Source organism: Bradyrhizobium sp. McL0616 (assembly GCF_049993385.1).
Taxonomy (GTDB): Bacteria; Pseudomonadota; Alphaproteobacteria; order Rhizobiales; family Xanthobacteraceae; genus Bradyrhizobium.
In genome coordinates, this window is the sequence record NZ_CP188255.1 from 2892474 (window position 1) to 2914630 (window position 22157).

At 61.7% G+C, this 22157-nt stretch carries 14 protein-coding genes and 3 pseudogenes; 6 read left to right on the plus strand and 11 right to left on the minus strand.

Annotation, left to right across the window (positions count from 1 at the left end):
- The first annotated feature begins 186 nt into the window (after positions 1-186).
- The 3 genes and pseudogenes from ACPPVR_RS13720 (at position 187) to ACPPVR_RS13730 (ending at position 3367) form a co-directional block, all read left to right on the plus strand.
- Entirely contained in the window at positions 187-1161 is a 975-nt protein-coding gene (locus ACPPVR_RS13720; RefSeq protein WP_426614737.1) for a Bug family tripartite tricarboxylate transporter substrate binding protein, read from the plus strand.
- A 138-nt stretch (positions 1162-1299) separates the two neighbouring features.
- Positions 1300-1832: pseudogene (locus ACPPVR_RS13725) on the plus strand (tripartite tricarboxylate transporter TctB family protein).
- Positions 1833-1843: 11 nt separating this feature from the next.
- Positions 1844-3367 carry a tripartite tricarboxylate transporter permease gene (locus tag ACPPVR_RS13730; protein WP_426614738.1) on the plus strand — a complete coding sequence of 508 codons (1524 nt, stop codon included), beginning with the start codon at positions 1844-1846 and terminating at the stop codon, positions 3365-3367.
- Positions 3368-4301: 934 nt separating this feature from the next.
- On the opposite strand, the pseudogene ACPPVR_RS13735 reads toward ACPPVR_RS13730, so the two are convergent.
- A pseudogene (locus ACPPVR_RS13735) lies at positions 4302-5483 on the minus strand (CaiB/BaiF CoA transferase family protein).
- A 145-nt stretch (positions 5484-5628) separates the two neighbouring features.
- Positions 5629-5943, minus strand: coding sequence for a hypothetical protein (locus ACPPVR_RS13740; protein ID WP_426614739.1), 315 nt, complete (start codon positions 5941-5943; stop codon positions 5629-5631).
- A gap of 218 nt (positions 5944-6161) precedes the next feature.
- On the opposite strand from ACPPVR_RS13740, the gene ACPPVR_RS13745 reads away from it, so the two are divergent.
- Both ACPPVR_RS13745 and ACPPVR_RS13750 read left to right on the plus strand, forming a co-directional pair.
- Entirely contained in the window at positions 6162-9326 is a 3165-nt protein-coding gene (locus ACPPVR_RS13745; RefSeq protein ID WP_426614740.1) for a M10 family metallopeptidase C-terminal domain-containing protein, read from the plus strand.
- 264 nt (positions 9327-9590) lie between these two features.
- Complete coding sequence (locus tag ACPPVR_RS13750) at positions 9591-10547, plus strand: glycosyltransferase family 2 protein (protein ID WP_426614741.1); 957 nt, start codon at positions 9591-9593, stop codon at positions 10545-10547.
- Between the two features lie 17 nt (positions 10548-10564).
- Here the strand turns inward: ACPPVR_RS13750 and ACPPVR_RS13755 are convergent, their stop codons facing one another.
- From ACPPVR_RS13755 to rfbF, 5 genes are all read right to left on the minus strand, one after another.
- Positions 10565-11485 (minus strand): NAD-dependent epimerase/dehydratase family protein, encoded by a 921-nt coding sequence (locus tag ACPPVR_RS13755; RefSeq protein ID WP_426614742.1) that lies wholly within the window; start codon positions 11483-11485, stop codon positions 10565-10567.
- Between the two features lie 41 nt (positions 11486-11526).
- The gene (locus ACPPVR_RS13760; protein ID WP_426614743.1) at positions 11527-13284 is read right to left on the minus strand and encodes a thiamine pyrophosphate-binding protein; all 1758 of its coding nucleotides are present in this window, start codon (positions 13282-13284) and stop codon (positions 11527-11529) included.
- A 15-nt stretch (positions 13285-13299) separates the two neighbouring features.
- Complete coding sequence (gene rfbH / locus ACPPVR_RS13765) at positions 13300-14592, minus strand: lipopolysaccharide biosynthesis protein RfbH (protein ID WP_426614744.1); 1293 nt, start codon at positions 14590-14592, stop codon at positions 13300-13302.
- A 116-nt stretch (positions 14593-14708) separates the two neighbouring features.
- The gene (rfbG, locus tag ACPPVR_RS13770; RefSeq protein ID WP_426614745.1) at positions 14709-15788 is read right to left on the minus strand and encodes a CDP-glucose 4,6-dehydratase; all 1080 of its coding nucleotides are present in this window, start codon (positions 15786-15788) and stop codon (positions 14709-14711) included.
- Positions 15785-16555 carry a glucose-1-phosphate cytidylyltransferase gene (gene rfbF, locus ACPPVR_RS13775; RefSeq protein ID WP_426614746.1) on the minus strand — a complete coding sequence of 257 codons (771 nt, stop codon included), beginning with the start codon at positions 16553-16555 and terminating at the stop codon, positions 15785-15787. Before rfbF ends, rfbG begins: the two co-directional genes overlap by 4 nt.
- Positions 16556-16967: 412 nt before the next feature.
- Here rfbF and ACPPVR_RS13780 point away from each other — a divergent pair, with 412 nt between their 5' ends.
- On the plus strand, positions 16968-18542 hold the full coding sequence (locus ACPPVR_RS13780; protein ID WP_426614747.1) for a hypothetical protein: 1575 nt from the start codon (positions 16968-16970) through the stop codon (positions 18540-18542).
- Between the two features lie 9 nt (positions 18543-18551).
- On the opposite strand, the gene ACPPVR_RS13785 is transcribed toward ACPPVR_RS13780, so the two are convergent.
- From ACPPVR_RS13785 to ACPPVR_RS13800, 4 genes and pseudogenes are all read right to left on the minus strand, one after another.
- The gene (locus tag ACPPVR_RS13785) at positions 18552-19760 is read right to left on the minus strand and encodes a glycosyltransferase (RefSeq protein WP_426614748.1); all 1209 of its coding nucleotides are present in this window, start codon (positions 19758-19760) and stop codon (positions 18552-18554) included.
- Entirely contained in the window at positions 19757-20524 is a 768-nt protein-coding gene (locus ACPPVR_RS13790) for a class I SAM-dependent DNA methyltransferase (RefSeq protein ID WP_426614749.1), read from the minus strand. Before ACPPVR_RS13790 ends, ACPPVR_RS13785 begins: the two co-directional genes overlap by 4 nt.
- Positions 20521-21631: pseudogene (locus ACPPVR_RS13795) on the minus strand (DegT/DnrJ/EryC1/StrS family aminotransferase). The gene ACPPVR_RS13790 and the pseudogene ACPPVR_RS13795 overlap by 4 nt, the downstream one beginning before the upstream one ends.
- Entirely contained in the window at positions 21628-22074 is a 447-nt protein-coding gene (locus tag ACPPVR_RS13800) for a hypothetical protein (protein ID WP_426614750.1), read from the minus strand. The pseudogene ACPPVR_RS13795 and the gene ACPPVR_RS13800 overlap by 4 nt, the downstream one beginning before the upstream one ends.
- Positions 22075-22157 lie beyond the last annotated feature (83 nt).

Consider the following 22157-nt stretch of genomic DNA (forward strand, 5'->3'; position numbering starts at 1 on the left):
TCGCTAACGGCCTGCTGCAGGCGTTACCATCAGGCTGTTTGTAATCGGTCTCATTCCAAAGTCATAAGCAGGGCGTCGCCGCCCCGGCTTGAACTCCCCGGTGTTCGCCCGCACAATGCAACCGCCTTACTTCGCGAATTGCCAAATCTGAACAAGAACCTAGGGAAGATCCGCGTGGGACATGGAATGAAGGTCGCAATTGCGCTTACGGCCGTGCTTTGCGGCGCGCCGGCTTTTGCTGGCTGGGAACCGACCAAACCCGTCGAGATCGTGGTGGCGGCAGGCGCGGGGGGCGCCTCCGACCAGATGGCGCGGATGATGCAGGCCGCGATCCAGAAGAACAATCGGATGAAGCAGCCGATCGTGGTCTCGCTCAAGGGCGGTGCTTCCGGCGCGGAAGCGCTGATGTACATGAAGTCCAGCCAGGGCGATCCGAACAAGGTGCTGATCGCCTATTCGCTGATCTACATGCTGCCGTTGTCGGCGAAGATCCCGTTCAACTGGCGTGAGCTGACCCCGGTTTCGGTGATCGCTCTTGATCAGTTCGTGCTGTGGGACAACAGCGCGGGACCGAAGACGGTGAAGGAATTCGTCGACGCGGCGAAGGCGGCAGCTGCGCCGTTCAAGATGGGCGGCACCGGCTCCAAGCGCGAGGACCATGTGCTGACCGTCTTCCTCGAGCAGAAGACCGGCGCGAAATTCTCCTATCTGCCCTACAAGTCGGGCGGCGAGGCCGCGACCCAGCTCGTCGGAAACCACACCGAATCCAACGTCAATAACCCAAGCGAAAATCTCGAAGTCTGGCGCGCGGGCCAGGTGCGTCCGCTCTGCGTGTTCGACAAGGAGCGTATCTCCTACACCAGCAAGGTGACGGACACGCAGTCCTGGGGCGATATCCCGACCTGCAAGGAAGAGGGCGTCGACGTACAATACCTGATGCTGCGCGCGATGTTCCTGCCCGGCAAGGTCACGCCGGAGCAGCAGGCGTTCTATGTCGAGCTGTTCCACAAGGTGACGCAGACCGCAGAGTACAAGGACTACATGGAAAAGCAGGCATTGAAGCCGATCTTCCTCACCGGCAAGGATATGGTGCAATTCCTCGAAGAGGACGATGCAACCAACAAATCGCTGATGACGGAAGCCGGTTTCGTCGCGAAGTGACTTCATCCGCCACATCATGCCCCGCGAAGGCGGGGCATCCAGTATTGCACAGAGTTCGGCGAAAGACGGCTTCTGCACGGCATACTGGATCATCCGCTATATCGCGGATGATGACAGCGCAATTTGACTTGGCAGAACATGTCCCAAACCGATCTTGAAATCGTCGTCGACGATCCGACCGCGCCTTCCCCCTCCGTCGTCAGCTCCGGCACGATCGAGATATCCGTCTGCCTCCTGCTGCTCGCGCTAGCGGCAACGCTCGGCTACGACAATTGGCGCACCGGCGCGTCCTGGGATTCGACCGGACCCGAGCCCGGCTATTTCCCGTTCTCTCTCTCGATCATCCTCGGCGGAGGCAGTCTCTACGGGCTGATTGTGGCGCTGCGGGCGCACCGGGCGGCACGCGAAACCTTCGTCACCCACGCGCAGGCGCGCCGCGTGATGGCGGTGTTCGTGCCGACGCTGCTGTTCTGCCTGGTGACGCAGTACCTCGCCTTTATGTCGCGAGCTTCCTCCTGATCGCCGGCTTTATGCGCCTCCTGGGCAAGATCGCGCTGTGGAAGTCGCTGCTCACCGCGTTCCTGTTCACGGCGATCATGTTCGTCACCTTCGACATCGCCTTCGACGTCATCATGCCGAAGGGGCCGCTCGAAGCGGCCTTCGGCTACTAGGCGGGCCCGCGATGGAAGCTTTCGGCCTTTTGCTTCACGGCTTCGCCGTCCTGCTCACGTGGAAGACGCTCGCGCTGATGATGGTCGGGCTGGTGCTCGGCATCTTCGTCGGCGTGCTGCCCGGGCTCGGCGGCCCCAACGGCGTGGCGATCCTTCTGCCACTCACCTTTACGATGGATCCGACCTCGGCAATCGTGATGCTCTCCTGCATCTACTGGGGCGCGCTGTTCGGGGGCGCGATCACCTCGATCCTTTTCAACATCCCCGGTGAAGCCTGGTCGGTCGCAACCACTTTCGACGGCTATCCGATGGCGCAGCAGGGCAGGGCGGCGGAGGCGCTGACAGCGGCGTTCACGTCTTCCTTCATCGGCTCGCTGGTTGCGGTACTCCTGATCACCTTCCTCGCGCCGATGATCTCGTCCTTTGCGCTGAAGTTCGGCCCGCCCGAGTTCTTCGCGGTTTATCTCCTGACCTTCTGCTCCTTCGTCGGCCTCGGGCGCGAGGCCAAGCACAAGACGGTCATCTCGATGTCGCTGGGGCTGCTGCTTGCGGGCATCGGCATGGATACGGTGTCCGGCCAGTTGCGGATGACCTTCGGCTCGACCGACCTCTTGCGGGGCATCAACTTCCTGGTCGCCGTCATTGGCCTGTTCGGCATCAGCGAGATCCTGCTGACGATGGAGGAGCGGCTGGCGCTGCGCGGTCATGCGGCAAGCATCTCGCTGCGCGTCGTGCTCAGCGTCTGGAAGGACCTGCCGAAATACTGGGTGACGCTGCTGCGCTCCTCTTTCATCGGCTGCTGGCTCGGCATCACCCCGGGTGGCGCGATCGCGGCGTCCTTCATGGGCTACAATCTCGCCAAGCGCTTTTCGAACGATCCCGAGAGCTTTGGCAAGGGCCGCATCGAGGGCGTGTTCGCGCCGGAGACGGCGGCGCATGCGTCGGGCACCGCGGCGCTGCTGCCGATGCTGGCGCTCGGCATTCCCGGCTCCGGCACGGCTGCGATCCTGCTCGGCGGCCTGATGGTGTGGGGGCTCAATCCAGGCCCGCTGCTGTTCGTCGAGCACAAGGACTTCGTCTGGGGCCTGATCGCCTCGATGTATCTCGGCAATGTCGTCGGCCTCGTGCTGGTGCTGACGACGGTGCCGATCTTCGCCTCGATCCTGCGCGTGCCGTTCGCCGCGGTGGCGCCGATGATCGTGGTGTCCTGCGCGATCGGCGCCTATGCGATCCAGAACGCGATGTTCGACATCTGGCTGATGCTGGGTTTTGGCGTCGTCGGTTACGTCTTCAAGAAGATCGGCATCCCCCTGGCGCCGTTCACGCTGGCGCTCGTGCTCGGGAACCGCGCGGAGGATGCCTTCCGTCTGTCGATGATCGGCTCCGGTGGCGACCTCAAGGTGTTCTGGTCAAACGGGCTGGTCGGCTCGATCACGACGCTGGCGATCTTGGTGCTGTTTTGGCCAGCGATCGACGGCTTGCTCGCCCGCGTCGGATGGACGCGGGGACCAGACCCGCGTCACGCTAGGAGATAATACCGCTTGGAGTCAAAGACATAGCTGAAGACCGGTTCCGGATCACGGAGCCGTGCGGTCCATTTGTTTCTGAATGTTGCGTTTCAGCAAAGCCTTTGGGCAGCTCTGCACGTACATTCTCTGTTCGCAAATTGTGCGGAGGGACTGTAGCGGGGCCGCTCACGCACCGACGTCTCCTATTTCAACAGCGGAACCGGAGCACCGATCGCGCCTCCGGCGGGCTCCATCACAAATGCCTAATTCGACACGAACGGCGGCATCGTCGGCGGCCAAGCCGGCTACAACTGGCAGAGCGCCAACTGGGGGTCGGCGTCGAGGGCGACCTGCAATGGTCGGGCGCTGGACCCTGTCTTCCACCTTTTCCTTCCGCCCGGCGGTCTGGCCGGCACGACTTTGAAGATCGATCAGAAGCTCCAGTGGTCGGGACGTTGACTGGCCGCGTTGGCATCCTGGCCACCCCGAAGATGCTGTTCTACGGCACGGCGGTCTGGCCTTCGGTAAGATCGTTGACGGGTTTTTCTGCCAGCTTCAGGCCAATGAACTTCCATCCTAGAAATAATTGATATAGTTTGGTAGAAAGTTAGCATCACGTTCTTTCCGATCAAGCCAATTGCCGAAAACCTACACTCTGATGGATTGTTTTTCAGATGAGGGCGAATGCAGGGGCTTTTGCGCGTATCATAGTGGCGGTTGCGGTCGCCGCCCTTGTTTCGTCCTGCTCGGGCTCAAATCAATTTTCCTCGAAGTCCGATGCTCGACCTGGCCCTTCCTGGGTTCGTAACCTCAATGAGACACCGCCAAGCCGAGAGCGGGCATCTACCCCTGCACAGGCGGCCGACGATCTACGGGCCGCGCGGGAGAAACCATTGCGCTAACGACTCGGCCGGCGATGTTTCGACTTTTTCGCTATATGGGCGCTCCGTTGCGCCGCCATTCAGACGACCTTGGCAACCTTTAGACCCTCGATTTCTTCTTGGTTGAACCCAAATTCGGTAAGCACCTCGTCGGTCTGCTCGCCGAATTCCGGCGGCCGCGCCACCATCTTGCTCGGCGTGCGCGACAACGTCACGGGCTGGCCCACCAGGCGGATCTGGCGGTCCTCGTCGTTCGGCACGTCCTGCGCGATGCCGAGATGCTTGACCTGCGCGTCCTCGAACATCTGGTTGATGGCATAGATCGGCCCGCAGGGCACGCCGGCCTCGTTGAATTCCCTGACCCAGGTGTCGGTCGACTTCGTCAGGGTGCGCTCCTCGATCTCGGCGTTGAGCGCGTCGCGGTTCCTGGAGCGGGCGGGAGCGGTCGCATAATCAGGATGGGCTGTAGAGCTCCGGCGCACCGATCGACTGCGCGCAGCGTTCCCAGATCCGCCCGCCGGTCGTGGCGATGTTGATGTAGCCGTCTGAGGTCTTGAAAACGCCGGTCGGGTGGTTGTTGCCGGCCTGCTTGGCGACCTCCTTCTCCATCAGCCAGCGTGCGGCCTGGAAGTCGAGCATGAAGATCTGCGCCTGCAACAGCGAGGTCTGCACCCACTGGCCTTTGCCGGAGACCTCGCGCTCGAGCAGCGCGGTGAGGATGCCCATGGCGCAAAACAGGCCCGCCGTGAGGTCGGCGACGGGGATGCCGACCCGCATCGGACCCTCGCCCGGCGCACCGGTGATCGACATCAGGCCGCCCATGCCCTGCGCGATCTGATCGAAGCCCGGCCGCTTGTGATAGGGGCCGTCCTGGCCGAAGCCGGAGATGCTGCCATAGACGATGCGCGGATTGATCTCGCGCAGGCTGTCATAGTCGATGCCGAGCTTCTTTTTCACGTCGGGCCGGAAATTCTCGACCACGAGGTCGGCCTTGGCGGCGAGGCGCTTGAACACGGCAAGCCCGCGCTCGTCCTTCAGGTTCAGCGTCATGGCCCGCTTGTTGCGATGCAAATTCTGGAAGTCGGACCCCCGCCGCGGCCCGCCGGGCTGCTCGCCGCCGGAATCCTCCATGAGCGCATCGATCTTGATCACGGTGGCGCCCAGTCCGCGAGCTGCCGCACGCAGGTGGGCCCGGATCGCACTCGGGTCAGATCGAGCACGGTGAAGCGCGAGAGGGCTTCCGAGGCATGCGGAAAGGGCATCTTGTGGGGCTCCGGGACAGATTGCGGGCCTACCATAGTGCCGAAACATCATGCGGCAAGTCTGGCGCGACGCGGATGCCGCCTGCCGAAATGCAATGCCTGACGGGTCTGGCCCGAGGCGGCTTACTGTGCTGCGTGACGGGGATCAGCGCGCCAGGCGCTTCAGCTCGGCGCGCGCCTGCTCGGCCAGCGGGTCATCGCCGTGGCGCGCAATGAAGAGCTCGAACGCCTCCCGCGTTCCCTTCTGACGGGCGGCCTCGTATTCCTCCGCCACCGCGGCGGAAGGATCGCGGGCCATTGGCATGGAGGGGGCGCGTCCGGGCTTGCCGCTTTCCTTGCCGCTGTCGTCCGCATTGGCTTTCCCGACCATAACAGGCTGTTCTCCGATGGGCAGGCGATCCGGCCCGGCGAACACCGCCAGGGCCCCGATCAGACCGGCTGAAAATGGGCCTCGTTTCATGATTTCCTTTCCAAATCATACTCGCTTCAAATCATACCCGCGGGTGGAACCTGCATCGTCGCCCTTGGCCCGTATCACTACGGAATTTGATAGACAATTGGGCGTTTTGGAAGGGGGCCGGGCGCGGTCGCCAAATTTAAACCAAACCTATACCTCTCAAGCTAGAATCGCGTAACCGCGCCACGAATCGCGCGCAATGCGTTGCTCCGGAGAGTCCATTGGCCACCTCTGTCACCGTCAGTGCCACCAACAACGCTGACATCGACGGCCTGCTGTCGGGGACCAAATGGACCGGCACGATCAGCTACAGCTTTCCCGACGCTGCAAGCGACTACGCCAATCCCTACAACGGCGGCAGCAGTGAGCCGACAACTTCGGGCTTTACCGCCGCGCCGAGCCAGATGCAGGCGGCGATCAACTACGCGATCGGGCTGATCCAGAGCTACACCAACGCCAGCATCACGTATAACGGCACGAACAGCGCAGACATCATGATCGCGCAGTCGCCATCGGCCAATCCGACCTCCTATGCCTATTACCCCGGCAACTATGCGGCCGGCGGCGACGTGTGGTTCGGGACACATTACGACTACACGCAGGCGAAGCTCGGCAATTACTATTTCACGACCGCGCTGCATGAGCTCGGCCACGCCTTCGGCCTCAAGCACAGCCAGGAGACGGGCGGCCCCGCCAACGTCGCGGTGCCGAGCGCGCATGACGACAGCGAATACACCGTCATGAGCTATCGCAGCTATGTCGGCGCTTCGACGACCAGCGGATATACCAACGAGGCCTACGGATATCCGCAGACCTACATGGCCAACGATATCCTCGCGCTGCAAACGATGTACGGCGCGAACTACACGACCCAGAGCGGGGCCACGGTCTACACCTGGAGCGCGACCACGGGGCAGGAGTTCATCAACGGCGTCGCACAGCTCGCGCCGGGCGGCGGGGTCGGCGGTTCGGCCAACCGCATCTACGAGACGGTCTGGGACGGCGGCGGCGTCGATACCTACGACCTGTCGAACTACACGACAAATCTGAGCATCAATCTCAATCCCGGCGCCTCGTCGGTGTTCTCCACCGTGCAACTGGCCAATCTCGGCGACGGCCATTATGCGTCGGGCAACGTCTACAACGCCTATCTCTACAATGGCGACACGCGTTCCTACATCGACAACGCCACCGGTGGCTCTGGGAACGACACCATCATCGGCAACGCCATCGCCAACGTGCTGAACGGTGGCTCCGGCAACGACACGATCACCGGCGGCGGTGGAAATGACACCATCGTTGGCGGCGCCGGTACGGATCCGGCGGTGTATTCGGGCAACCGGGCGAACTACGGAGTCAGCTACGACGTGAGTTCGCAGACATTTACGTTCACGGATCTGCGCTCCGGTTCGCCCGACGGCACCGATACGCTGATCGATATCGAAAATTTCCAGTTTGCCGCCGGAACGATCACGAGTGCCACGCTGCTGAACCAGATCGGCCCGATCACGGTCGAAGCGCTCGGCGCCACAAGCCTGGTTGAGGTTAGTTCAGACTTCTATCTCGACAGCATCAGCATGGGGAGCGGCCCGATGCTGAATTACGACGGGGCGGCAGTGACCGTCGGCATTTTCGGGACGTGGTCGCCGATCGGGGCCGAGCAGGTCTCGGGCGGCTACGACGTCGTCTGGAAGAATTCCGCGACCGGGATGTTCTCGTTCTGGAGCGTGGACAGCAACGGCAACTATCTGTCGAACCTGACCCCTGATGCGGCCGCCAACAGCGCGACGGTGTCGGCGCTGGAGACGACGTTCCATCAGGACCTCAACGGCGATGGCGTGATCAGCACGGGCTCCGCCACCATCGAGGTAGCGGGTTCTACCAGCCTGGTTCAGCTTGGTTTGGACTACTACCTCAACAGTATCAGTACCGGCACCGGCCCGATGTTGCAATTCGGCGGGGCGGCAGTGACGGTCGGCATTTTCGGGACTTGGTCGCCGATCGGGGCCGAACAGGTCTCCAGCGGTTACGACGTCGTCTGGAAGAACTCCGCCACTGGCGCATTCTCGTTCTGGAGTACGGACAGCAACGGCAATTTTGTTACGTATTTGGCCCCCGATGCGGTTGGCACCAGCACGACTGTGGCGTCGCTGGAGACGACGTTCCAGCAGGATCTCAACGGGGACGGCGTGATCGGTGCCAATTTCGTCACCATTGAGTCGGCTGGTTCGACCAGCCTGGTTCAAGTTGGTTCGAACTATTACCTCGACAGCATCAGCACCGGCTCTGGGCCGATGTTGAAGTACGGCGGCTCGGCGGTGGCGGTCGGCATTTTCGGGACTTGGTCGCCGATCGGGGCCGAACAGGCCTCTAGCGGTTACGACGTCGTCTGGAAGAACTCCGCCACCGGCGCGTTCTCGTTCTGGAGCACAGATAGCAACGGCAATTTTGTTACACACTTGGCTCTTGATGCGGCCGGCAACAGCACGACGGTGACCTCGCTGGAAACGACGTTCCAACAAGATCTCAACGGTGACGGCGTGATCGGCGCTGGCCGCGTTACGATTGAGGCGGCGGGTTCAACTAGCCTGGTTCAAGTTGGTTCGAACTATTATCTCGACAGCATCAGCACCGGCACCGGTCCGATGTTGAAGTACGGCGGCTCGGCGATAACGGTCGGCATTTTCGGAGCGTGGTCGCCGATCGCCACCGAGCAGGTCAACGGTGGCTATGGCGCCGTCTGGAAGAATTCCTCGACCGGGATGTTCTCGTTCTGGAGCACGGACAGCAACGGCAACTTTGTTACGTACTTGGCTCCCGATGCGGCCGGCAACAGCACGACGGTGACCTCGCTGGAAACGACGTTCCAACAGGATCTCAACGGTGACGGCGTGATCGGCGCTGGCCACTTTACGATTGAGGCGTCGGGTTCGACCAGCCTGGTTCAAGTTGGTTCGAACTATTATCTCGACAGCATCAGCACCGGCACCGGTCCTATGTTGAAGTACGGCGGCTCGGCGATAACGGTCGGCATTTTCGGAGCGTGGTCGCCGATCGCCACCGAGCAGGTCAGCGATGGCTACGGCGTCGCCTGGAAGAACTCCTCGACCGGGATGTTCTCGTTCTGGAGCACCGACAGCAACGGCAACTTTGTTACGTATTTGGCTCCTGATGCGGCCAGCAACAGCACGACGGTGACGTCGCTGGAGGCGACGTTCCAACAGGATCTCAACGGTGACGGCGTGATTGCCGGTCACGCTTCAGCCGGGACAGGACCGCGCGCAGGGACGGTCCTGGATCTATCAATAGTTTCTAAAATTCACGCAAACGATGGTGTCGATTTTCTGTTCTTCGCCCCGCACGACGGAGGGTTCATTATCCACTGACGGTGCACCCGATCCCGCGCAGCCTTCACTTCCGTGGCTTGCCCGGGTATCTCGCTTTTCGACCGGCTGTAAACTTGCAGTCTACCAGCTTTTCAGCTCAGCCGAGTCGCTGAGCATTTTAACTAGCAATATTGTGGGGCGAGTGGCAGAAGCTGGTTTTCTTAGGGGAAGTTTTAATTAGAGACTCCTCTAACGCTTGCACACGCGCTTTCGCAATGATCTAGTTGCCTGCCGAATTGCAGCCGTCGCTCAGCGGAATCCCTAGTGAAGACAATAAGCATCGTCACCCCCTGTTACAACGAAGAGCTTAACGCCGAAGATTGCTACCGAGCTGTCCGCCACGTTTTCAGCGAGTATCTGCAAGGGTACCAGCGCGAGCACATCTTCTGCGACAATGCCTCCGAAGATCGTACCGTGGAGATCCTCCGGGGTATCGCCGCCTCTGACAAGTCGGTGCGCGTCATCGTCAATGCACGCAACTTTGGGCCGCTCCGCAACACCTTCAACGGCGTGATGGCCTCGAGCGGCGACGCCGTGCTTCTGTTCATGCCGGCGGACCTCCAGGATCCGCCGGAATTAATCCCCGACTTCGTCAAGCTGTGGGAGGCGGGCAACGAGATTGTTTACGGCATCCGTGCCGTTCGCGAGGAAGGGCGGCTAATGCGCAGCATCCGCAATGCCTATTACCACGTGCTGACACGCTTTTCCGAAATCAAGATACCTCCGGGCGTGGGCGACTTCCAACTGGTGGATCGTGGCGTCGTCGAACGGATGCGGCGCGTTCGCGACGGATATCCATTCATGCGCATGATGACATTCGAATGCGGCGGCCGCGCCGTGGGCGTGCCCTATACCTGGCGTGCGCGCAAGAAGGGAATATCCAAGAACCGCGCTGCGGCGCTGATCGATCAGGGTCTCAACGGACTGGTCTCCTTCACTTCGGCACCGCTGCGGATTGGACTTTATGCGGGTTTCGCGCTTTCGTTCGCGAGTATCGCCTATGCGTTGATCAACCTTCTGCTCGGCTTGGTCCTCTATCAACGCCTCGCCGAACCCGGCATCCTGACGCTCATCGTGGCGATGTTCTTTTTCGGCGGCGTCCAGTTATTCTTCATGGGCATGATCGGTGAATATATTCTGGCCATCTACGGCCAGGTCCGCGAGAAACCCGTGGTGTTCGAGCGGGAGCGGGTCAATTTCGACGGAACACCAGGCGGCTAGAGATCAGCAGCTAGAAATCACTTGTCGCCCGCATCCGTGGTCTGAGACCACGCAACCGTTTCGCGCAATCCTTGCTCGAACTCGACGCTGGGACGCCAGCCCAGACCTTCGAGCCGCTTCACACCCGCGGCAAGGACCATAACCTGGTCAGGCCGATAGAGCACTTCGCCAAAGCCGAGGTCTCCGGCGCCAATGAGATCCCGCAACCGCGTTACCGTCTCGCGGAGCGGCGGCGCCTCCGGACATCCGAGGTTGTAGAGACCTTCCGCGCCCGGATTCGCGAGCACCAGCCGAACGGCCGCCGCGGCGTCTCGGACGTGAAGGAAGCCCCAGCGCTGTTCGCAGCCTGTCAGAGCCATATGCCCATTGGCGCGCAGCGTCCTGATCAGACTTGGAATCAACCAGGAATCGTTATCCTTGGGGCCGTAGATGGAAAATATGCGCAGCCACGCGAAACGCAGCTTGCGTTTCGCGCAGCGCCGCTCGGCCATCAGACAGCTCGCGAGTTTGGCGATGCCGTAGAGGGTCGTCGGCCTCGGCGGATCACTCTCGACGATCGCTCTATCATAAGGGCCATATTCAGCCTGAGACCCCGCACCGACGAAGATCGTCGCGCCAGCGTCCGCGGCGAGGTCGATCAACTCCACGGCATCGACGACGTTTCGCGCCTGATCCTCGTTATTTCGATCGCTGTTGCTGACACCGCGCCAAGCCATGTGTACAATGGCATCCGGCCTGAAGGAACGAAGTCCGTCCGTAAGCCCAGCAAGATCGTCGAGCGAGCCCCCGATCACGCTGAGCTGGTCCAACTTGCCCGAGAGGCGCCAGGACCTGGCGCCAGGCCGCAGCAGCACCGCAACATCATGCCCCTGCTCGATCAGGTCGGCTACGACGTAAGACCCCAGAAAGCCCGTCGCTCCCGTTACAAAAATGCGCATCGCGATCCCGGCAATGTCATGGAGAGTGACTCATACGAGACCTATGCAGTTCGCAGCGAAGCCTGTCTGGGGTAGTCCACGAAGCGATTCCCTTCGGCGTATTCGGCCTCGCTGAGGTAGGGAAACTGGTCGTTGATGGGGCGTCCCATCTCGAGCTTTGGTTCGATCAGCGTATGCTCGCTCAGGATCACGTCGATCACAATCGGACCACCTGTGAACAATCCGGGCTCGACCTGCTCGAGACGCTCGATACGCGCGTATCGCAGCCCGTAAGCCGCCGCCAGCGCCCCGAAATCGGGAAAGCTCAGGCCATCCCGCGAAGCGCTGTAGCGGCTCTGCATGTAGCTGTCCTGGAATTGCTTGATGATCCCGTACGATCCGTTGTTCATGACAATGATCGCGATATCGAGATTATTGTGCCGGACAGTCTGCAGCTCCTGGATATTGAGGTGAAAGCCGCCGTCCCCGTTGTAGGAAATCACCTGCCGATCGGGACGATCGATCTTGGCCCCGATCGCTGCCGGCAGCGCATAGCCCATCGGCGAGTTGCCGCCCGGATTGAATAAAGTGTGCCGCTTCACCTTGAACGCCTGGTACAGCCAGCAGACAGCGGCGCCGGTGTCGCCGACGACGATAGCGTCCTCCGCGACGATCTCGTTGACCCGCCGGATGACGTCGTAAGGCGATAGCGAGTTCAGGCGCGTCGCCGACGCGCTGACTTCCTTGTGGTAATAGCGCTGCTTCATGGCGGCGACGTAATCGCCCCACTCCGAACCGGGGGACCGAACATCGAGTTCGCGCAACACTTCGGGCAGTAGGGCGAAATCCAGATGGCTGGTGCGATAGCCATCGTTGCGATATTTGGCCAGTTCCTCGACGTCGACGTCGACGACATGAACGGTGGCGCCTGTCGCGAACTGCTTGGTGTTGCCGGAGCGCTGACGATTATCCAGCCGGCTACCAAGCACCAGCACGGTATCCGCGTTCTGCAGCACGAAGTTCGCACCGCGATTTCCGTACACGCCGATCTGTCCAACGAAGCCAAGATGATCGTGATCGAAGTAGCTCAGGCCGGCCCAGCTCGACACGAACGGCAGGCCGTTTCGGCGCAACCAGTCCGCACCCTCCTGCTCAACGCCTGCAAGGCCTATCCCCGCTCCCCAGAGAACCACCGGGCGTTTTGCCTCGGCCAGCGTCTGTTTCAGGTCTGACAGCACCTTCGCCGGCTCCTGGGCCGTCACCGGCCCCCTGGAAGGCAGCAGGATATCGTCTCCGACCTCAGCCTGCTGAACGTCCATGGGAACGTCGATCAGGACAGGGCCCATCCGGCCTGACGTTGCGATCGCATAGGCCTTGGCGAGCTCCTCGCGCAGCTCGGCCGGGCTTCTGACCATCACAGCATACTTCGTGACCGGCCGGACCATCTCCACTATCCTGGTTTCCTGGAAACCGGCCTGGCGCACGTTGGCGCCGTGAAACGTACTGCTCTCACGCTGGTTCACCTGACCGGTGATGTGCAGGGACGGGATGGAATCGAAATGGGACGTGGCGATCCCGGTGATGAGGTTTGTTGCCCCGGGCCCGGAGGTCGCCATGGTCACGCCGACCTTGCGATTGACGCGCCACAGCGCGTCGGCGGCCATCGCGGCCCCCTGCTCGTGCTGGAAGCAGGTGTAGTTCAGCCCCGGATGCTCCGCGACCGCATCGATCATAAATGCGCAGGCACCGCCAGTCAGGAGAAAAATCCGGTCGCTCCCGACCCGCGAGAGAAATTCCGCGACGTACTGTGCTCCATTCATCGTGTCATTCCCACGCTAGACGCCACGAGATTGCGTGGCACAGAAGTCGCGCATCACCTCGAGGACGTACCTGATGTGCTCGTCGTCGAGCCCCGGATAGACGCCGATCCAGAAGGTCTGGTTCATGATCGTATCGCTGTTGGCAAGCGACCCGTGAACCCGGAAATTGCGTCCGATCATGTAAGGTTGCCGGACCAAATTGCCGCCGAACAACAGACGCGTGCCAATGCCACGTTCGTTCAGATGCCGTACGATGGCGTCACGCTTGAACGGCGCTCCCTCGCGAACCGTCAGCACGAATCCGAACCAGGACGGCTCGCTGTTGGGCGTGGGCTCCGGCAAGATGAAGAACTCTTCGAGGGGTTTCAGTCCACTCTTGAGGAGATCGAAGTTTCTGCGCCGGGCGGCAATGAAGCCTTCGAGATGGTCGAGTTGCGAAACGCCGACCGCCGCCTGCATGTCGGTAATCTTGAGATTGAAGCCGAGATGGCTGTAGATGTATTTGTGGTCATAGCCATGAGGCAACTCGCCGAGCTGCCAGTCGAAACGGCGCTGGCAGGTGTTGTCCTTTCCCGGTTCGCAATAGCAGTCGCGTCCCCAGTCACGGAACGTCTCCATGGCGCGACGCAGCGCCGGATGATTGGTGAATACTGCACCACCCTCGCCCATCGTGATGTGATGAGCCGGATAAAAACTCAACGTGCCGATGTCGCCGAACGTGCCGACGTGACGCCCCGCATACGTCGCCCCGAGCGCGTCGCAACAATCTTCGATCAGCCAGAGTTTGTGCCGTTTGGCGATATCGGCGATCTTACCGACATCGAAGGGGTTGCCGAGCGTGTGCGCGACCATGATCGCGCGCGTATTCGGTGTGATCGCCGCTTCGACGAGCTCGGGAACGATATTGTAAGTCGGGATGTCGACATCGACGAACACGGGCACCATGCCCTGCGTCATCGCTGGATTGACCGTCGTCGGAAATCCTGTCGCAGCCGTAATCACCTCGCTTCCGGGCGGAACTTGCCGGTCGCGGAGCAAGGGTGAGGTCAGCGCCGAGAAGGCAACGAGATTGGCCGAGGATCCCGAGTTGACCGTCATGGCGTAGCGGGCGCCCACGCGCTCAGCCAATTTCTGCTGGAACTCCTCGTTGAAGCGACCGGTGGTCAGCCAGAAATCCAGCGCCGAATCAACCAGCGACTTGACGTCGCTTGAATCGAAAACTCGGCCTGATACGGGCACGGACGATTGCCCGGCGACGAACTGCTTTGGTGCATGCGCGATGGCGGAGTATTCCTCCACCAGTTCCATGATCGAAGCTCTGATATCTTCAAGGCTTCTTTGACCCGATCGAGCAGATGATGGCGTCGATTTCATGAGACTTTACTTGTTGACCGCGACAGCTGGCCGCGAGATGGTTTTGATGCCTATTGCGCTACGCCGTTCGGCACGGTGTCATGCAGTACGCATTCGAGCTGTTCGAGAGAGACGCGACGAAGGTCCTGACCGCGCTGCAGCGCCTTGTACCAGTCTACGGTGAGAGCCAGCCCCTGCGACAGATCCAGGCGCGGCGTCCAGTTTAGTCGCGAGCGGGCGCGTTCGCAATCAAGCCGCAAAAAGACGGCTTCGTGCGGATGCGGGCCGTCATCTGCCGTCCATCGCGCGCCGTCGCCCCACAGCGCGATCAGATGATCGACCACCGTTCCGACCGGCACCTCGCTTGCGGCGTCGGGCCCGAAATTCCAGCCGCCGACGAAACGTTCATCGCTCGCCAGCCGCTCGACCAGCGTCAGATAGGCGAGCACCGGATCGAGCGCGTGCTGCCACGGCCGCACCGAATTGGGATTGCGGATGCGCAACGCCTGGCCTTCGAGAAACGCCTGCATCGCATCGGGCACCAGGCGGTCGCGCGCCCAATCGCCACCGCCGAAGACGTTGCCGGCGCGCGCGGTCGCGACGCGCGCTGCGCCCGGCGCATTGAAGAAGCTGTGCCGATAGGAATGCGTTACGAGTTCGGTGCAGGCCTTGCTGTTGCTGTAGGGGTCGTTGCCGCCGAGACGGTCGTCCTCGTGAAAGGCGGTACCCGTGCCGTTGTTCTCGTAGCATTTGTCGCTGGTGACGATCAGGATCGCCTGCACGGAGTGCAGATGTCGTGCGGCCTCTAGCACATGCACCGTGCCCATCACATTGGTCGCAAAAGTCTCGACCGGCTCCTCATAGGCCGGCCGCACCAGAGCCTGCGCTGCCAAGTGGATGACGATGTCCGGCTCCGCCTCCGTCATCGCGGCGCGCAAGGCGAAGAGATCGCGGATGTCCGACTCGCGATGCTTGATGTCATCGGCGATGCGCGCCGTCACGAACAGCGCGGATTGATGCGTCGGCGGCAGTGCATAACCGTAGACGCTGGCGCCTAGGCGGCGCAGCAACAGCGAGGTCCACGCACCCTTGAAGCCCGTGTGTCCGGTCAGAAAGACCTTCTTGCCGCGCCAGAAAGCTGGATCCGTCACCAGACCTTCCACCGGGCGCGGTTGTTGGCCCACTCGTCCTCGAGATAGTTGCGATCGCGCAAGGTATCCATCGGGTGCCAGAAGCCGGGATGCATGAAGGCGCGGAGCTCGTCGTTGCGGGCAAGCTGCTCCATCGGCTCCCGTTCCCATACGGTCTGGTCGCCTGCAATCAGATCGCCAACGGAAGGCGACAGCAGGAAGAACCCGCCATTGATCCAGCCTCCATCATTATGCGGCTTCTCTTCGAAATTGACCACCCTGTCCCCTTCGATCGCCACCGCACCGAACCTGCGCGCCGGCCGGACCACCGAAACGGACGCCTTGCGGCCATGTTCCCTATGAAAGGCAATTTCAGCCGTGAGATCGATATCGGCTACGCCGTCACCGTAAGTCAGGGCGAAGAACGGCTCGTCAGCGACGTAGGGAAGCACCCGCTTGAGCCGCCCGCCGGTCTGCGTCTCTTCGCCGGTATCGACCAGAGTGACCCGCCACGGCTCCGCCGTCTCGCGGTGCACCTCCATCCGATTTTCGGCGAGGTGAAACGTGACGTCGGACATGTGCAGGAAGTAATTGGCGAAGTACTCCTTGATCAGGTAGCCCTTGTAGCCAACGCAGATCACGAAATCATTGAAGCCGTGACGGCTGTAGATCTTCATGATGTGCCAGAGGATGGGCTTGCCGCCGATTTCAACCATCGGCTTTGCGCGGGTCGTCGTCTCTTCGGCTATTCGGGTGCCCAGACCACCCGCAAGGATTACAACTTTCATCAACGAGCTCCGAACGGGGAGATCCGTTCCTTCGTATCGCGCTGCTTCTATACGAGGACCTGCGTTTGGAAAACTGTTCAGGATGGCCGCACCCAATTTGGTATTATATTACCATAAACAGGCTGTAGGCGCGGGCTCCGCTAGGGCAGACACCCGCGGATCGTCGCCGTGGCCTCATGAGGAGCCCGAATGCCTCAGGTGTTCCTCCCGGCCGACGAATTGATATTCCGCTGCCACCGTTTCGAAGTTGAAGGCGATCATCGCATCGTATAAATGTTGATCGTGATAGCCGGAAGAGCCTATTCCTAGTGCAGAATCAGCCTGTTGGGCGCGCGGCGAACCCCTTCATAGTGTCGCGACAGAATCAATACTTCGCCCGCGAACCAGTTCACTCCACTCCAGAGGCTCAGTCTTGAACGATGCGGCGCGTGGGCGGGTGAATGCAGCCCGTCCGGCTGTGTACAGCGGCCCGACTCGTCTCCAGCGGCTGATTCACGGCTGGTCGGCAAACCTGGTGCAGATGCTGCTCGGACTGACCCAGCAGTTGTTCCTGATTCCGGCCTTCCTGCATGTCTGGACTGGCGATGTCCTGGCTGCTTGGCTCGCCATCTATGCGGCCGGAAGCCTCGTAATTGTTGCCGATGCTGGACTGCAGCTGCGCGCCGTCAACCGCTTTCTCGCTTTCAAGACCTGCGTTGATTGCGATGGAAGGACACAGAGCTTCTATGCCAGCATGCTCCGGATCTATGTCTCGGTCGTAGTCGTGCTAAGTGTTGTGTTGGTCGGGGGCGTGCAGCTCTGGCCGCCCTCCGCAATACTCGGATTTCACGAGATCGCCAACTTCGACTCCGCGCTGCTCGTGATGACCCTGGGCATGCTCCTGACCGTGCCGGCCAACCTGGCTTCGGGCCTCTATCGCGTGCGTGGTCGCTACAGCCGAACGGTCTGGCTGCAAAACATGGCGCTTCTGATCGGCCAGATTGCCCAAGTGGTCGCGCTCGTTGTTTTTGGCAGCCTGCTCGCGATGGCGGTGGCCTTCGTTTCCATGCAGGTCGTCTTTGCGGCTTTTCTCATCGGGCTCGATGCGCCGCGCCTGTATCCGTTTCTGCGTCGCGACGCAGGGCGGCAACAGAACCGGTCATGGCGATGGGAAATCGGACAGTTCGGTCTCGCGCTGCCTTTTGCGGCCGGTAGCTTTACCGAGCTGGCACTCTTGAACTTGCCTGTCCTGCTGGTGAGCTCTTTCGTTGTCGATCGCATCGCAGTAGCGCAATGGGGGCTGACCCGGGTGATCGCGACTCTGCTGCGGGGGCTGTGCCAGCAGGTGAGCATGCCGATTGCCCCCGAGCTCGGCCACGATTATGCGATCGGGGACATGGAGCGACTACGCCGGCTCTACGCTTGGGGATCGGTCCTTGTGACCGCGATCGTCAGCCTGATCGTCGGAGGGCTGCTTCCGTTCTGGCAGGATTTCTTCACACTATGGACGCACGGCACAATTCCCTATGATGGGCCGCTCGCCATCACGCTGTTGTTCGGCTCCGCTGCGGTCGCGCCGTCGCTGCTGGCACTTGTCTTCGCTTATCACAGCAATCGCGGTGCGCTGTTGGCCCGCACCAAGCTGCTGCAATTCGCTGTTTTCCTGGTGTTGTCACTCGTTCTGATCCCGAGGCTCGGGCCTCTTGGAGCCGCTCTTGCCATTGTCGCGAGCGATCTTGCCGTGCAGTTCGGCCTGCTCGCGCTCGTCATCATGTGGCAGACTCTACAACGTCCGCTGCGGCACCTAGCCTTCCTCGTCGCGATCGCGATCACAATCGTGTCGATGGGATGGGGCATCGGCGTCGTGGCCGCGTCTTGGGCTGGAGGAAGCAGCCTTGCGCATTTCATCGCCGAATGCACGATTTGGCTAATCGTCGTTGGCGCAATCGCGAGCCCACTTGCAAGCTGGAAGGTTCGCGCCCGTCTGATAGCCATCATTCCGGCCTAACGAGCGAGATCAGCGCGGCATCAGCGCCAGGCGGTTCTTGAGCCGCGCCATATGCTGCGCGAACTGCTGCCGTCCGGCAGCCGTCTCTTCCGCAAACTGTGCGAGCCGAAGTTCGCCGGCCGCGCGCAGCCGCTCGCGCATGCCCTCTGCGCGGAGACCGACAATCGCATCTGCGAGCGAGCGCGGGTTGTCGTAATCGAACAGGATCGCGGCGTCGCCGGCCTGCGCTTTGAACGCCTCGGGATAGATCACGGGCGTGCCGACCGCCCAGGCCTCCAGCGGCGGCAAATTGGTCGGGCCGAAATAGCTCGGCATCACCAGCGCCGGTGCGCCGCGGTAAAACGCGCCGAGCTCGGCGGATTCGACGAAACCGATGATGGAGATCTGGTCCGACAATCCGTAGGAGCGGATCGCCGCATTGATTTTGTCGCGGCCGCCGCGATCCGAGCCACACAGTACCAGCCGTTCGGTGATGCCCCGCTCGCGCAATAGAGCAAGCGCGGCGAGTAGCGTCATGTGGTTTTTGTGCGGCCAGAACTGCGCCGGATAGAACAGATAGCCTGGTTCAAGCCAGTATTTTGCCAGCGCCGCCGCATCCGCCTCTGCATCCGGTGTGGATTGGCTGATATAGGTCGAGGGCGAGAACGGGATGCAGACCGCGCGGTCTCTTTCCATTGCGTATCGCCGCGTGAGATCGTCGACGAGTTCGGGCGCATTGACGATCACGACGGCCGCCTTGGTGCTGGCAAGGCCGAACAGGATCTCGCGGCGCTCGAATTCGCCAAACGTCCGGACTTCCGGAAACTCTGGCGCATCGCGGTGGCAACCGTCGAAGATCGTGATGATGAAGGGCAGCTCTGAGAGCAGCAGGTGCCGCTTCGATGTCGAGGTGAAGTGCACCACGTCGATGCCGTCGCGGATCAACGCTCGCTCGAATGGCGACTTCAGCTTCAGGGCGATCTGGACGAGATCGAACGGCCCACAATATTTCAGGAACAGGAAGAGATAGTCGAGCACACCGAACTTGCGCAGGCGGGCTGCGACCCCGAACTCCTTCAGGATCTCCAGCGTCTTCGGGTAGGGCGAGTACACCACGATCTCGTTGCCGGACTTGGCTGCCCAGTGGCGCAGCCAGAGCAGGTCATTGAGCGGCTGCTGAAAGCCGCCACCGACCTCGACGGCCTGCTCCAGCATGACGGCGAGCCGCAGCGGCCTCACGGTGTCACGCTCTTTCTGGCGATCGCATAGGCCGCCCAGCTCTTTGATTGTGGCGAGTCCTGCGTCAGCCATGCGGCGTGAGCGGCGGGCTGAAAGCCGCTCGCCCGTAGCGCGGCGTCGATCTCGAACGGAAACCAGTAGCGCATGTGGTGCGCTTCATCTACGCGCCGGATCGTGGCGCAATCGGTGTCCTCGCAGAACAGAGTGTAGTTCACGGTGACGGTCGCTGCCTGCTCGTCATGATCGGATTGCGCGATGCGAGTGAGGCGCAGCGGCCTCTGCTCGATCACCTTGACCCGCGTCTCGACGCCCTGCGCGAGCACGGCGCCGCCATACCAATAGTCGAAGAAGAACAGGCCGCCCGGCTTCAGCGCGGCATGCGCGGTGCGGAACATGGCCGCCAGCGCATCGCGGCTGGTCTGGTAGCTAGCGACGTGGAATAGCGACACCACCACGTCGAAGTCACGCTCCGGGCCGGCCTCACAGGCATCGCCATGCCGGAACGGAATCGAAAGCCCGGCCTGATCGGCGCGCGTCTTTGCACTCGCGATCATCTCGTGGCTGAGATCGATGCCGGCAACGCTCCACCCCTGGCGGGCGAATGCGAGCGCGTGCAGGCCGGTGCCGCAGCCAAGATCGAGCAGCTTGCCGGAGGCGACGCCGTGGTCGCGCAAGCGCCCCTCGACGAAGGACGTCTCCGCCGCGTAATCCTTGTCCCGGTACAGAAGATCGTACCAAGGCGCGTATTCGGCGAATACCGTCACGCCAGGATCTCTTTCAGCGCCCCTGCCGACCGGGCGATCTCGTCGTCGGTCAAAGCAAGCCCGCTCGGGAGGTAAAAACCGCGACGGGCGATGTATTCCGCATTCGGATGCGATTCATCGAGCATCAGGCCCATCCGGCACAGCACCGGCTGTTCGTGCATGCACCAGAAGAATGGCCGCGTCCCGATGTCTTTTTCGCCGAGGCGGCGCATCGCCTCCTTGGCGTCGAACGGCACGTCGTCGCCGAGCACGATGCCGAAGACCCAGTAGATGTTGTCGGCGTAGCCAGTGCGGGCGACCGGGCGACGGATGCCGTTGAGGCCCGCGAGATGCTCGTCATAGAGCCGGCCGATCCGGCGCTTGATCTCGACCGTGCGCGGCAGGCGCTCGACCTGGGCGACCCCGAGCGCGGCCTGGAGGTTGGTCAGACGTGCGTTCCAGCCGAACTCTTCGTGGACGAAGCGCTGCTGCGGCTGGAAGCAGAGATTGCGCAGCCCTTGCAGGCGACCGGTGAGCGCGTCGTCATCGGTAAGGATCATACCGCCTTCACCGGTGGTGACGTGCTTGTTGGGATAGAAGCTGAAGGTCGAGACGTCGCCAAAGCTGCCGCAGGGCGCGCCGCGATAGGTCTGGCCGTGCATCTCGGCGGCGTCCTCGATCACCTTCAGATCGTGCTTGCGCGCGAGCGCCATGATCGGATCGAGATCGACCGGCAGGCCGTAGATGTGAACCAGCATGATCGCGCGCGTGCGCGGCGTGATCGCGGCTTCCACGCCCTCGACCGTCATGTTCCAGGTCGCGGGATCGCAGTCGACCCCGACGGGCACGAGGCCGGCCCGCACCAATGCGGCGGCGCAGCTGATGATCGTGAAGGTCGGGATGATGACCTCCGAGCCCGAGCGCGTGGACGGCGATGTCAAGCGCGACCGAGCCGTTGGTCACCGCGATGCCGTGGCGCCGTCCGGCAGCGTCGGCCATCGCCTGCTCGAAGCGCTTGATGAACGGTCCCTCCGAGGAGATCCATCCGGTGCGGATGCATTCGGCGAGATAGTCGGCCTCGTTGCCGTCGAGCAGCGGCGTGTTGACGGGAATGAACGGCGCAGTCACAGGCCCGGACCCTTGATCCGGATTTCGGACGGGGAGGCTTCGGCAAACCGGGTCTTGTCGTTCTCGCCGGAATAAGGACCTTGCTTGATCTCGAACATCTCGAGCGGTTCCAGCACGTGAAAGCCGTGGGCGCCGCTGCACAACAGGATGATGTCGCCGGCACCGAGCACGCGGCTTTCGAGATATTTTTCTTCAACCGAGTAGAAGTCGACCTGCAGCTTACCCTTCTGGATCAAGAGAACCTCCTGGGTGTAGTGCACCTCCCGCGTCACCTTGTTGTGGCGATGCGGCTCGATGCTCTTGCCCTGCGGATGGCTCATGTAGGCGAGCTGCTGCGACAATTCCGGCGTCGAAAAGAAGTGGATCCCTGGCTCGCGAAACAAGGCGCGAACGATGATCGCATAAAGCTGGTCGCCGAATCGAACATGCTCGACGTGTTCCATCGTAAAGCCTCGACAAAAAGCGCTGTAATTAGAGTAAGATAGCTGTCCCGTAGCGCACTTTGGCCATTTTGGCCGGGACCGTC

Excerpts from the sequence above, each read along its gene's own strand:
- ACPPVR_RS13720 (WP_426614737.1), top strand. The coding sequence starts at position 187 with ATGAAGGTCGCAATTGCGCTTACGGCCGTGCTTTGCGGCGCGCCGGCT.
- ACPPVR_RS13730 (WP_426614738.1), top strand. The coding sequence starts at position 1,844 with ATGGAAGCTTTCGGCCTTTTGCTTCACGGCTTCGCCGTCCTGCTCACG.
- ACPPVR_RS13740 (WP_426614739.1), bottom strand. The coding sequence starts at position 5,943 with ATGAAACGAGGCCCATTTTCAGCCGGTCTGATCGGGGCCCTGGCGGTG.
- ACPPVR_RS13755 (WP_426614742.1), bottom strand. The coding sequence starts at position 11,485 with ATGCGCATTTTTGTAACGGGAGCGACGGGCTTTCTGGGGTCTTACGTC.
- ACPPVR_RS13760 (WP_426614743.1), bottom strand. The coding sequence starts at position 13,284 with ATGAATGGAGCACAGTACGTCGCGGAATTTCTCTCGCGGGTCGGGAGC.
- rfbH (WP_426614744.1), bottom strand. The coding sequence starts at position 14,592 with ATGGAACTGGTGGAGGAATACTCCGCCATCGCGCATGCACCAAAGCAG.
- rfbF (WP_426614746.1), bottom strand. The coding sequence starts at position 16,555 with ATGAAAGTTGTAATCCTTGCGGGTGGTCTGGGCACCCGAATAGCCGAA.
- ACPPVR_RS13800 (WP_426614750.1), bottom strand. The coding sequence starts at position 22,074 with ATGGAACACGTCGAGCATGTTCGATTCGGCGACCAGCTTTATGCGATC.